Here is a 12,440-nt window from a genome sequence, read left to right on the forward strand (position 1 = left end):
GAATAATGGATCGCCTCTGTCAAGCCGGGGATGACAGTTGGGGGTGATCGCCAACACGTCGAGACGCAACGCTGCGTTACGCCGCCCGTTGCAACAGATAGGCGTTGTGGCGAACGAGGAAGGCGCGCAGCAGCGTCGGATAATCGGCGCCGACGGCTGCCTTCACGCTGGGGCGTCGCGCCAGCGCAGCACGCCAAGCCCGCAGCTTCGGCGTATCGGCAAACACGTGAAGATCGCCGAACTCATCGAAGACGTCGAAATAGCGGAAGATCGGCGCGAACACCGCATCGACCAGACTGAAACTTTCACCCGCGAAGAACGGTCCCGCATCTAACGCCGCTTCGACCCGTGCAAATTTCGCAACCAGGGCCTGCCGCTTGGCCTCGAAAATCGCGGCGTCCGTCGTGGTCTCCAGTCCCCAGAGATCGGACAGGATCGCCGAGCCGAATTCCATCCAGGCGCGGTGCTGGGCCCGATCGAGTGCGTCAGCCGGGTGCAGCTTCGGTCCCGGCTGCGTCTCCTCGATGTACTCGCAGATCACGTTGCTCTCGAACAGCGCCACCTCGCCAGTCGCGGTCGCCACCGTCAGCACCGGCACCTTGCCGAGCGGCGAGATTTTCAGGAACCAGTCCGGCTTGTCGGCGAGATCGATATCGATCCGCCCGAAGGCGACGCCCTTCTCGGTCAGGGCGATGACCGCCCGTTGCACATAGGGACACAGCTTGTGGCTGATCAGCTTCAGCGCGGCGGCCATTTTGATCCTCGCATTTCATGCAGATGCATCAAATTAAATGCATTCGCATGAAACGGTCAAGAAGGATGCATCGACATCAAAATCACGGCCGTGCGATCACGCCTCCGGTCATCGGCATCGGCACGCCCGTCGTGGCGGGATAGCTGAGCGGCAGGCCTTTCATGCCGCGCGCGGCGAGAAATCCGAAGGCCTGCGCCTCGATCGCATCCGCCGACCAGCCGAACGCGTCGGCGGACTCTACCGTGGCGGGCGCTAGCCGTTCGCGCAGCATCCGCATCATGGTGAAGTTGCGGGCGCCGCCGCCGCAGATGATCCAACTCTGCGGTACCTTCGGCAGCAGCGGCACGACTGCTGCGATCGCCGCGACGGTGAAGGCCGTCAGCGTGGCGGCGCCATCGGCCGGCGACACGTCACCCAGCGTGAGCGCCGCGAAGTCATTGCGGTCGAGCGATTTCGGCGGCGGCAGCCTGAAGAAAGGCAGCGCCAGCGCGCGCGCTACCCATGCCTCGTCGGCCGTGCCCTGCGCGGCCATCCGGCCGTCCTGGTCGAAGGCCTGGCTGACGCGCCGGAACATGAAGTCGTCGAGCAGCGCATTGCCCGGCCCCGTATCGCAGGCGATCAGCGTCTGGTCGCCATCGATATAGGTGATGTTGGAGACCCCACCGATATTGACGACGACCGTGGGGCCCTCACGCTGCAGCGACTGCACCAAGGCACGGTGATAGACCGGCACGAATGGTGCGCCCTGCCCGCCCGCCTCGACATCGGCCGCGCGGAAGTCGGACATGACGGGAATATGGATCGCCTTGGCCAGGGCCTGCGCGTCGCCGATCTGCACGGTCAGCCGCCGCTCCGGCCGATGCAGCACGGTCTGGCCATGGAAGCCGACAATGTCGAGGTCCTGGGCGGTCAGGCGGTTCTGCGCAAGGAAGGCGGCCACCGCCTCCGCATGCGCCAGGGTCACGGCATGCTCGGCGGCACGCAGGACACCCGGGCGCGCCTCGCGTCGCTCCAGATGCACGGCCTCGGCCAGCGCCTGCCGCAACAGGCTGCGCTCGCTCCCACTATAGGGCCGGTAGCCGGTTGGGCCGAACGCCTTGATCCGGCGGCCGTCCGTCTCGAGCAGGGCCACGTCGACCCCGTCCAGCGAGGTACCGCTCATCAGACCCAGCGTTGTCAGAATCATCGTCATCAAACCTGAAAAGGCCCACCTTTTGCGCCGAGTACGGCCAAATCGAGGTCGCGGCTTGTGCAAGCCGCCCGCTTCTTATAAGCCCACGGCACGCGCCGCCGCCGCAAATCTCGCCGCGATTTGCGCAGATCAGCGTAAACAACATTCTTCAGAGTCGTCGATAAATGACTGCGTTCAAGTCCGATTTCCTCAACGTGCTGCAGAGCCGCGGCTTCATTCACCAGTGCTCGGATTTCGAGGGCCTCGACGCGCTCGCGGCCAAGGGCGAAGCCACCGCTTACGTCGGCTACGACTGTACCGCGCCGTCGCTGCATATCGGCAACTTCCTGACCATGATGATGCTGTACTGGCTGCAGCAGACCGGGAACAAGCCGATTACCCTGATGGGCGGCGGCACCACCATGGTCGGCGATCCCTCCGGCAAGGACGAGACCCGTGCGATGCGCACAGTCGCGGAGATCGAGGCCAACAAGGCCAGCATCCGCGGCGTGTTCGCCAAGGTGCTGCGCTACGGCGACGGAGCGACCGATGCAGCCATGCTCGACAATGCGGAGTGGCTGACGAAGTTGAATTGGATCGAGATGCTGCGCGACATCGGCCGGCATTTCTCGGTCAACCGCATGCTGACCATGGACTCCGTGCGGCTGCGGCTTGAGCGCGAGCAGGAGATGAGCTTCATCGAGTTCAACTACATGGTCTGCCAGGCCTATGACTTCGTCGAGCTGTCGCGCCGGGTCGGCTGCCGACTGCAGATGGGCGGCTCCGACCAGTGGGGCAACATCGTCAACGGCGTCGAGCTCGGCCGCCGCATGGGCACGCCGCAGCTGTTCGCACTGACCACGCCGCTGCTCACGACGGCCTCGGGCGCCAAGATGGGTAAGACCGCGCAGGGCGCGATCTGGCTGAATGCGAATCAATGCAGCCCGTACGAATTCTGGCAATATTGGCGCAACACCGAGGACGCCGACGTCGCGCGCTTCCTCAAGCTGTTCACGACCTTGCCGCTCGCCGAGATCGACAAGCTCGCCGCGCTGCAGGGCGCCGAGATCAACGAGGCCAAGAAGGCGCTCGCGGACGCCGCCACCGCTCTGCTGCACGGCGAAGAGGCCGCGCGGACCGCGGCGGAGACGGCACGCCGCACCTTCGAGGAAGGCGCGATCGCCGAGAACCTGCCGACGGTCGAGGTTCTGCAAGGCGAATTCGAAGCCGGGCTCGGGGTCCTGGCGGCATTCGTCAAGGCCGGCCTTGTCGCCTCCAACGGCGAAGCGCGGCGCCAAATCAAGGGCGGCGGCCTGCGCGTCAACGACACGCCAGTGACGGACGAGAAGATGGTGCTGACGCCGAAAGAGTTGACCAGCGAGGGCGTGATCAAGCTCTCGCTCGGCAAGAAGCGCCACGTCCTGATCAAGCCTGCATAGGCGCATTCGCTTTTCGCGGCTTGCCAGGGCGCCCAATCTGCGGCCCCCTGGCAGCCATGAAAACAAAGGCTTTTGGGGAGGACGCATCGCCAGCCCCGGCGCAGCCGGCGCGCGTGGGGCTCGTCGTGCTGGCCCTGTGCTTTGCCCTGTCGGTGCTTGGACGTGGGCTCGCCGAGAGCTTCACCGTCTTCCTGAAGCCCATTTCCGAAAGCCTGGGCTGGGACCGCGCCGAAGTGGTCTCGATCTATTCGCTCGCGGCGCTGACCGGCGGGCTGGCTGCGCCGCTGATCGGCCGACTGTTCGATCATTCCGGCCCTCGCGCCGTCTACGCCCTCGGCCTGCTGCTGCTCGGCACGGCCTTCCTGATCGCCGCCTCCGCCTGGCAACTCTGGCAATTCCAGCTCTCGCTCGGCCTCTGCGTCGGCGCCGGTGTCGCGCTGATCGGACTGGTGCCGAACTCGATCCTGCTCGGGCGCTGGTTCGGACCGAAACTGCCGACAGCCATGTCGGTGATCTATTCAGCCACCGGCGCCGGCGTGCTGATCCTGCTGCCTGCGTCGCAGCTCCTGATCGACCACATCGGCTGGCGCAGCGCCTATCACCTGTTTGGCGCCGTCGCGCTCGCCCTGCTCGTGCCGCTGTTGCTGCTGCCGTGGCGAGTGTTCGCCAGGGGCGCCTCGCATATCACGCGTCCGATGAGCATCGAACTGGGCGATGACGGCTGGACCTTGCTGCGGGCGCTGCGTCATCACGCATTCTGGGCGCTGTTCGCGACCTTCTTCTTCACGGCGATCGGAATGTTTTCGATCGCGCCGCAGGTCGTAGCCTATCTGATCGACGCCGGCTTTCCGCCGCTGCACGCCGCGACCGCCTGGGGTTTCTCCGGCGTGGCGCTCTTGTTCGGCATGCTCGGCGTCTCCTGGCTCGACGGCGTGATCGGGCGCAGGCCGTCGGTTCTGTTCTCCTACGCGTTGTCCATCTCCGGCATCCTGATGCTGTGGGCACTGCAATGGGCGCCGAACATCTGGCTGCTGACCGGTTTCGTCATCTGCTTCGGCAGCATGATCGGCTCACGCGGTCCGCTGTTGTCAGCAACTGCAATGAAGATCTTTCGCGGCAAGCGGCTCGGCACGATCTACGGCACCATCACCATCGGTTCGAGTCTCGGTGCAGCACTCGGCTCCTGGGCCGGCGGCGTCATCCACGATGTCACCCACAGCTACAATACGCTGCTCGTGCTCGCATTGGTCAGCGTCGTCATAGGCATGATCCCGTTTCTCGTCGTTCCGGCCTTGCGCAATTAGTTCGGACGACTCACGTGTGAGCCGCACAAGGAATTGCGCGCCGCATCCGCAGTACGGCCCAGCGTCCGTCTAATGGACACGCAAGAAGTGGGCCACATTCACGATTAGTAAGAGGATTGATGGTCGTTCGTTCGTCAAAATAATCTTGACGAGGAAGCCATGGCTCTGCTCAGCCGCATGAAGATCCGCACCAAGCTCGCGAGCATGGTGATCCTCGCTGCCTTGACCGTACTCGCGATCGTTGCCGTCTCGGTCTGGCTCAGCCGCACCCGCATGCTGGAGGATCGCATCACGCAAATGCACACCGCGGTCGGTGCGATCGACGGCATCACCTCGACCATCGAGGAGGTCTCGGCGATCGCCGCCACCATCGGCTCGGCGATCGAGGAACAGGGCGCGGCCACTGCCGAGATCGCCCGCAACGTGACGCAGGCGGCGCAGGCGACGCGCGAGGTCACCGCCAATATCGGCGGCGTTTCGACCGCGGCCAACGAGACCGGCGGTGCCGCCGGTCACGTGCTGAGCGCGGCCACCAATCTGTCCAAACAGGCCGAGCAACTCGCAGCCGAGGTGAACACCTTCCTCGCCGGCGTGCGTGCCGCGTAGCAGCGCGATCAATTGTTCGGCGGGATCTCTGGCGGCGCGTAGGGCTGCTTGCCGGTATCGAACCGGAAGATGTTGCGGAACACGCCGGGGGCGATCGCCGAGATCGGGTTGACGCGCACCACCGGCTTGCCGGGCGTACCGACCACCTCATAGGTCACGCCGAACATACCTTCCCGGTTGCCGTTGCCCAGGAACAACCCGAACAACGGAATCTGGCCGGCGATGTTGTTCAGCCCATAGGCCGGGATGATGGTGCCGTTCATCCGCACCTGGTTGGCGTTGTAGTCGATATTGCCCTCGATCGTGAGGCCGATCGTTGGCCCCTGCACGATGCCGTCCTTGACCAGCAACAGGCCCGGTTGCCGCGTGAACTCGGCACGCGCTGCACTGAAGCCGATGCCCTGCCCGCTGCCGATGCCGCCGCCGGCGACTGCGCGGTCGAGCGCCTGTTCGCCCTTGACGGTGAAGTCGCGCATGTTGATCAGCCCTTCCTTCGGGCTGGTGTCAGCGGTCGGCGGCTCCATCGCGAGCTCCAGCTGTCCACCGATCACTTTGGTATAGGTGTCGGTAAAGTTCAGGAACGCGCCAGCGTCGTTGGTCTGCAGATAGATCACCTCGCGGCCTTGCGCGCGGCCGGCACGCTGACTTGAAACCGGAGCGTCGCGGCCGACGCGCAGATCCGCAGCGACCGGCGTATCGCGCCCGATCTTGCCGGCAAGCGTAAAGCTCTTGAAAGCTCCGCCGCGCCGCGACAGCTTGACGTCGACGCTGCGCAGCGCCTCACCGTTGAAGCCGGCGACCGCGCCGAGCTTCACGTCGGCGTCGATGTCGATGCCCTTGGACTTGGTCTTGTCGGTGTCCTTGCCGGACATGGTCGATTTGATGAAGCCGCGGCCGTCGAACACGTCGCCACGCATCGTCACCTTGAGCACGCCGTCCTGGCCTCGCTCGGCCTTGAGCTGCGCCTTGTCGCCGTCCGAAGGGGCATAGGTCGGGAAATTGGCGTTGGTCACATCGCTGTTCTGGTCGACCTCGATCGAGCCCTTGATCGAGGCGCCACTGCTGTCGATGACGATGTCCTCGAACCGCGTCGATTGCGGCTTGCTCACCACGTTGAAGGTGGCACGGCCGGCCCTGCCCGGCAGCTTCACCCATCCGGGCAGAACGTTGTCGAGCTTGACCTGGGTCAGATCGGCCTCGACAGCGATCTTGCTGTCGTGATCGCTGGAGGAAGCAATCTTGCCATTGAGCTTGAGCGGGATGTTGCCGCTGAGCGCCGATCCGAAATCCATGCCGAGCCGCGCGCGGCCGGCATCGTCGAGCGTCGCCTGCAGCTTGATGTCGGCGTCGCCGTCGGCCGGCTTGCGATAGTCGAGCGAGGCCTGCTGGCCGTTGATCTTGACGTCGCCCTTGACCTGATAGGCCTGGTTGTTGGCGGCGATCTTCAGCGTGCTCGCCTCGAGCTTCTGGCCCATCACCACCTTCTCGGCGGAGAAGTTGGTCAGATCGGCCGTCACCACGTAGCTGGTGTCGGTCTTGGTCAGCTCGCCCTTCACCGGCATCGCGAGATTGATGTTGGCCGAGAAGGTTCCCTTGCTGGTGTTCGGATCGATCGGCGTCGCCGACAAATCGCTCAGCCGGTCGGACGCGAGAATCTCGGCCGCAGCGGCGACCTGGCCGTCGACGCGCATGCGCAGCCGCGACGGCGGCGGCTTCGGCGCCATGTCCGGCACCTCGAACACGACGTCGGAGAAATTGATCTTGCGGCCGGCGGGTGTGTCGGCCACGCCCTGGCCGATAGTGACGGTCGCGGTGCGGCCGGTCACATGCGCCCTCAGATCGGCGTCGTGCACCGGAGGCAGACCGTCGACGGGAAGCACGCTCACGCCGGTGGCGAAGATGTTGATCTCGAGACCGTCGTCGGGAATCGGCGGCCCCTTGCGCGGCAGATTCTTCACCGGCGAGTTGAGGGCGACGTCGATACGTTGCAGCGAGCCGCGCTCGATGCGGTCGATGACCCAGGCCCGAACCTCCGGGACGATCAACGCCGGCCACAGCCGCTTCATCGCGGTCGCCGACATCGGCGTGCCGGCGAAGCCGAGCTTGATCTGCGGCTCGCCCGAATAGTCGATGCTGCCGGTGCCGGCGACCCCGATCTCTCCGTTGGAGATGTCGGCCTGCGTCAGCAATACGCGCTTGCCTTGGGTATCGAAGCGGAAGCCGATCGAGATGCGATTGAAGATCAAAGGCGGCTCGTTCTCGATGCCGCCGAGCAGGATCGTCCCGCCGGAGAGGCCGAGACGCCAGTCGTTGACCGCGCCATCCGGAGGCTCGAGACGGCCGAGCAAGGTGATGCGATTGGCACCGGACACGATCTTGAACGGCGCGACCAGCACCCGGCGGCCAGCATCCCATTCCAGGTTCAGCTCCGCCGAATCGATCGGCATCGGATAATCGGGCGTATCGGTATCGATGACGGTGCCGGCGCCGACCGTCAGCTTGCCGCTCAGATAGGTCGGCAGCCCGTCGCGGCCGAGTTCACCCTTGACCTCGCCGGACAGCGGCAGATCGGCCATGTAGGTGAGGTCCTTCAGCCGCAGCGCCAGCAGGATGTTGCTGCTCGACACCTGGTCGGCTTTGACATCGACCGTGCGCACGCCGTTCGACGGCGCACCGATGGTAACACGCAGCGACCAGGGCTTGGCGCCCTCCTCGCCGACACTGAGCGCGACGCCGCCGCCGGCTGGCCGACGCAGGCTCAGGCTGATGTTCTCGAACGTCCATTTGTTGCCGCGCTGCTGGTCGTCCACGACCAGCACGCCGTTCTTCAGCCCGATCTCGTTGAGGTTCTGCCCGTCGAGCCCGCTGAGACTCAAGCTGTCCAGCCAGTCGAGCCCAGCCAAAATCCCGCTCGGCGCATTGGCCTGCGCAGCGCCTGCCGGTGGCGTGGCGGCCGCCGGTTCGTTCCCGCCTTGCGAGGCCGCCGCAGCCCCGGGTGCGCTCGCCGCGCCGCTGTCCACGCGCGAGAAGGTCGGCGGCAGGCCAGCATCGCGCTTGGAGGCGACGCCGGTCGCCAGCGGCTTGTTGGCGGACCCGGTCGACACCGTAACGGTGCCGTCGGGCGCAATGCGGACCGCCAGCTCGGCGTCGACCAGCTTCAGGCTCTCGGCGCGCAGCTGGCCCATCAGCAGCGCCGCACCGGAGAGCCGCACCTCGGCCTTGGGCGCGCTCGCGACCACGGCATGATCCTGATCGCGCACGACGACATCACGGATCCGCACCGCGATATGGACCCGCCCTGCGCGTTCGATCTGGGTGCCGCCGACTTCGACGGTGTTGCCATGACCGATATTGTCCTCGATCGCGGTTGCGAGCCAGGGCGTGACGATGTCGAGATTGATCGGCCCCATCCCCAAGCGCCACCACAGGCCGGCGAAACTTACGGAGAAAAACACGATCAGCGCGGTGATCGCGGCCAGGAGCCGCCGCCCCCAGCCGCCTTCGCCGGTCCAGCGGCGCAGCGCCGCGGGTCCGCTCGTCAGCAAACGCAGTCGCGAGTTCGAGCCCGCCAGCAGGCGCCGCGCGCGGTGGTGGCGCACGACGTCGTCGTGGTCGCGGTCCTCGACCTGATGATCGTCCGGCGCATGCGCGTGATCCCAGCCGGCATCGTTCCAGTGCCCGGCCTGGGTCTCCGCCTGCAGATGGGGCCGTTGGGGAGACGTATTCCTTGCCATTGCCTCTCGGCGTCGCGTGTCAGTTGAGTCGCAACCAGCCTGGTACGTACCAGATCGGTCGCAGGTTCGGCCTCGCCCGTTGACAGGTAGCGAGGGGTTCTCTGCCGACATCGCCCCCGATCCTTGACTGGTCCTGTTGCTCATTCGCCGGGTGCCGACGGCCCGCTCGACGAGCGCGGCCGGCAAGGCGCCGAAATCGTTGTCACCATACCTCGCCGGCGTCAGATTTGCCCAGCGACTCCTGCCATCGATCCGAAGTTCCCCCGAAGCCCTCACTCGGCTTCACTTGGCTTCGTCGTCCCGGGAACTCCGATCGGTGAGCGGAACGAGATGGTTTAGCGAGACGGTTGTGGGCACCACGACTTAAGGACGACGTTTCTAGGACGACGTTTTAAGAACGATTTTCAAGGACGACTGTCCCAGGACGACTTTCGAGGGCCACGTTCCAGGTCCACTCTCCGAAGTTCGATTAAAATCCGCGGCAGTGATTCTCGCGAGCTTCGGAAAGCGCGTGCCAATCCGCGCCAGCGCGCCGGACAAGGATTCGCACACGGCCATGATTGATCCGCGGAAAGCGTCGAAAGGAAGGCGTATGTCAAAGCAATCACGTAAGAAATCTTCAAAAACCTCGGGCCCTGCCAGATTCGCCGCCAAGGCGGTCGCCAAGTCCAGCAAGGTCAAGTCCGGCAGCGCGAAGTCCGGAGGCGTCAAGTCTGCCGCGAAGTCCGGCGCATCTTCGAAAACGCCGGCCAAGGCCGGTAACAAGGCCGCCAAGCCGCCCGTCAAGGCCACTGTCAAAAAGACCTCCGCCGCGAAGCCGACCAGCGAATCCGCGCCGAGCCCAGCGGGTCTGGCACCCGGCATGAAGGCGCCTGGCTTCAAACTGCCGCGCGATGGCGGCGGAACCGCCTCGCTCGCCGATTATGCCGGCCAGAAGCTGGTGCTGTTCTTCTATCCCAAGGCGAATACGCCCGGCTGTACCAAGGAGGCGATCGACTTCACCCGCCTGGCCCAGGCGTTCGCCGACAGTGGAACAGTGGTGCTTGGCGTCTCCGCCGACAGCGTGAAGGCGCAGGACAATTTCCGCGACAAGCACGCCCTTTCGGTTCCGCTCGTCTCCGACGAACGTCACGAGATGCTCGAGGCCTATGGCGCCTGGGGCGAGAAATCCCTCTACGGCCGCAAATTCCTCGGCATCATCCGGAGCACCGTGCTGATCGGCCGCGACGGCCGCATCGCCAAGGTCTGGCGCAACGTCAAGGTCGATGGCCATGCCGATGCGGTGCTCGCCGCAGCGAAGGAGCTTTAAGACCCGCCCGGTTCCATTGAGATAATATTAACCATGGGTGGGTCAAATCGGCAGCTGTAAAGCCGTAGGACTGCACGATCCGACCGGCGCGGGAGTGCCGATGTCGCATCGTTCCGGCCATCATGCCGAATATCCTCATCATCATGCCCATGATCGCAGTCGCGCCCTGCAAGCGCGGCGCGTTCCGACAAGTCAGCCGGCGTCCGCCCCTGCCGCGTCCAAGAGCGATTACACGCTACTGCATGCCGGCAAGCAGGTTCGCATCGGGCCGGTGGTGTTCTGGATCGTGGTCGGGACCGTCACGCTGCTCGGTCTGTGGTCGGCAGCCACCGCGACCTATTTCGCCTTCCGCGACGACGTGCTGACCCGCCTGATCGCCCGTCAGGCTGAGATGCAATACGCCTATGAGGATCGCATCGCCGAGCTGCGCGCCAAGGTCGATCGTGCGACCGGCCGTCAACTGCTCGACCAGGAGCAGTTCGACCAGAAGCTCGACCAGATCCTGAAGCGCCAGGCCGCGCTGGAGAGCCGCGCCGCGACGCTCGGCAGCATTCCCGATATCACCGGCACGATCCGGCCGCAGGCGCGCAGCAGCGCGTCCGAGACGACACCGGCGAACGCGACGCCGAAACCATCGCCGATCAGCGACACCGTGATCTTCAGGGCGCCGCCCGACCGCGAGGCACGGCTCGAATCCCGCACACCATTGATGCCCAACGCGCAGCCGAACCAATTCGCCAAGCTGAACGGCGTCGAGAATGTCCTGACCAAGCTGCAGCGCTCGCTCGACCAGGTCGAGGCGCGGCAGATCGCGATGCTCAACACGGCCGAGGAGAGCATGGAATCGCGGCTGCGACGGATGCGCGGCGTGATCACCGATCTCGGCCTCGACACGGCACAACTCGAAGCCGCCGCTCCCAAGGGCCCACCGATGGGCGGGCCTTTCGTTCCCGTGAAGCTCAACGCAGAGTCCGGCCCGTTCGAGCGCCAGCTCTACCGCATCAACATCACCCGCGCCCAGGTCGAGCGCCTCAACCGCACGCTGTCGCTGGTGCCCTATCGCAAGCCCGTGGTCGGCGAGGTCGAGTTCACTTCGGGCTTCGGCGTTCGCTCAGATCCCTTCCTCGGACGGCCCGCGATGCATACCGGCCTCGACTTCCGCGCCCAGACCGGCGATCCCGTGCGCGTCACCGCCAACGGCAAGGTGGTGTCGGCCGGCTGGGCCGGCGGCTATGGCCGCATGGTCGAGGTCGATCACGGCAACGGCCTGTCCACGCGCTACGGACATCTCTCCGAGATCAACGTGCATATCGGCCAGCAGGTCAGAATCGGCGAAGTGATCGGCGAGGTCGGCTCGACCGGCCGCTCCACCGGCCCGCATCTGCACTACGAGACCCGCATCGACGGCGAGGCGGTCGACCCGCAGAAATTCCTGCGCGCCGGCGTGCGGCTGAGCGCGGGATAGCGGCTCTGCTCCGAACGACCATCCTCAACCATCCAGCTCCGTCTCGTTACGCCGGACTGCACAGCTATACAGCTTTGCGGGGGACGAACGCCTGTGGCGATCCGGCCACAAGCTGCGACCTTCGCCGGTCGAACCTCGCACGCGACGCGTCTCCGCTCCGAGATGTGCTAATCATTCCCGCCAGGGGATTAGGGCTGTGCGTCATCATCATTCACATCAGCGCTTGGGCGCGGGCATCATCGCCTGCGCGATGGCCTATGTGATCGCGCTGCAGCTCACGCTCGCGCTGACCCTGAATGCCTGGCTGCCGCCAGACCTGAACTACGCGTTCGGCGAGATCTGCCACACCCAGGCGCTGGCCGGTGACGGCGCATCCTCCCGCGAACCGGGGCCGGTGAAGGGCGCTGCGCATTGCCCGCTCTGCGTCATGCCGGCCTTTGCGCTGCTGCCACCGCCGGATGCGCCCGCAGTCACGCTCCGCCGCACACTCGGGATCGTCTTCGAGATCGTCGCCGCGCCGCGCATCGAGCTCGCCGAGGTCCACTCCTCGCATCGCGCCCGCGCGCCGCCTGCAAGGGTGCCAGAGCGGGCCTGAGCGGACGGACCGCTCCCGCCATCATCTCACCATCCAGCGTTCGCCTCGCAGCCGACAGCCGCA

Annotated in this window: 8 protein-coding genes and 1 pseudogene; 6 read left to right on the forward strand and 3 right to left on the reverse strand. The window is 65.6% G+C overall.

Features of this window, described 5'->3' with window-relative positions:
- Nucleotides 1-76: 76 nt before the first annotated feature.
- Together QX034_RS30260 and QX034_RS30265 are read right to left on the reverse strand one after the other, a co-directional pair.
- Complete coding sequence (locus QX034_RS30260) at nt 77-754, reverse strand: glutathione S-transferase family protein (protein WP_315742014.1); 678 nt, start codon at nt 752-754, stop codon at nt 77-79.
- Nucleotides 755-836: 82 nt separating this feature from the next.
- Nucleotides 837-1,940, reverse strand: coding sequence for an anhydro-N-acetylmuramic acid kinase (locus QX034_RS30265; RefSeq protein ID WP_315704275.1), 1,104 nt, complete (start codon nt 1,938-1,940; stop codon nt 837-839).
- A 170-nt stretch (nt 1,941-2,110) separates the two neighbouring features.
- On the opposite strand from QX034_RS30265, the gene tyrS reads away from it, so the two are divergent.
- The 3 genes and pseudogenes from tyrS to QX034_RS30280 form a co-directional block, all read left to right on the forward strand.
- Entirely contained in the window at nt 2,111-3,364 is a 1,254-nt protein-coding gene (gene tyrS, locus QX034_RS30270; RefSeq protein ID WP_316196228.1) for a tyrosine--tRNA ligase, read from the forward strand.
- Between the two features lie 56 nt (nt 3,365-3,420).
- Complete coding sequence (locus tag QX034_RS30275) at nt 3,421-4,668, forward strand: MFS transporter (RefSeq protein ID WP_315703749.1); 1,248 nt, start codon at nt 3,421-3,423, stop codon at nt 4,666-4,668.
- Between the two features lie 306 nt (nt 4,669-4,974).
- Nucleotides 4,975-5,274, forward strand: a pseudogene (locus tag QX034_RS30280) (chemotaxis protein); the annotation flags it as partial.
- Between the two features lie 8 nt (nt 5,275-5,282).
- Here the strand turns inward: QX034_RS30280 and QX034_RS30285 are convergent.
- Entirely contained in the window at nt 5,283-9,008 is a 3,726-nt protein-coding gene (locus QX034_RS30285; protein WP_316166586.1) for a DUF3971 domain-containing protein, read from the reverse strand.
- 592 nt (nt 9,009-9,600) lie between these two features.
- Here QX034_RS30285 and QX034_RS30290 point away from each other — a divergent pair.
- From QX034_RS30290 to QX034_RS30300, 3 genes are all read left to right on the forward strand, one after another.
- Complete coding sequence (locus tag QX034_RS30290; RefSeq protein WP_315764863.1) at nt 9,601-10,317, forward strand: redoxin domain-containing protein; 717 nt, start codon at nt 9,601-9,603, stop codon at nt 10,315-10,317.
- A gap of 100 nt (nt 10,318-10,417) precedes the next feature.
- A complete protein-coding gene (locus tag QX034_RS30295; protein WP_315764866.1) occupies nt 10,418-11,782 on the forward strand; it encodes a M23 family metallopeptidase in 1,365 nt (454 codons plus the stop codon).
- A gap of 196 nt (nt 11,783-11,978) precedes the next feature.
- Nucleotides 11,979-12,377, forward strand: coding sequence for a hypothetical protein (locus tag QX034_RS30300; protein WP_315703745.1), 399 nt, complete (start codon nt 11,979-11,981; stop codon nt 12,375-12,377).
- The last annotated feature ends 63 nt before the right edge of the window (nt 12,378-12,440 follow it).

The organism is Bradyrhizobium sp. SZCCHNR3119, from assembly GCF_032487775.1.
GTDB lineage: Bacteria > Pseudomonadota > Alphaproteobacteria > Rhizobiales > Xanthobacteraceae > Bradyrhizobium.

What these genes read in the sequence shown, in the direction of transcription:
- QX034_RS30260 (WP_315742014.1), bottom strand. Translation starts at nt 754, where the DNA reads ATGGCCGCCGCGCTGAAGCTGATCAGCCACAAGCTGTGTCCCTATGTG.
- QX034_RS30265 (WP_315704275.1), bottom strand. Translation starts at nt 1,940, where the DNA reads ATGATTCTGACAACGCTGGGTCTGATGAGCGGTACCTCGCTGGACGGG.
- tyrS (WP_316196228.1), top strand. Translation starts at nt 2,111, where the DNA reads ATGACTGCGTTCAAGTCCGATTTCCTCAACGTGCTGCAGAGCCGCGGC.
- QX034_RS30275 (WP_315703749.1), top strand. Translation starts at nt 3,421, where the DNA reads ATGAAAACAAAGGCTTTTGGGGAGGACGCATCGCCAGCCCCGGCGCAG.
- QX034_RS30285 (WP_316166586.1), bottom strand. Translation starts at nt 9,008, where the DNA reads ATGGCAAGGAATACGTCTCCCCAACGGCCCCATCTGCAGGCGGAGACC.
- QX034_RS30290 (WP_315764863.1), top strand. Translation starts at nt 9,601, where the DNA reads ATGTCAAAGCAATCACGTAAGAAATCTTCAAAAACCTCGGGCCCTGCC.
- QX034_RS30295 (WP_315764866.1), top strand. Translation starts at nt 10,418, where the DNA reads ATGTCGCATCGTTCCGGCCATCATGCCGAATATCCTCATCATCATGCC.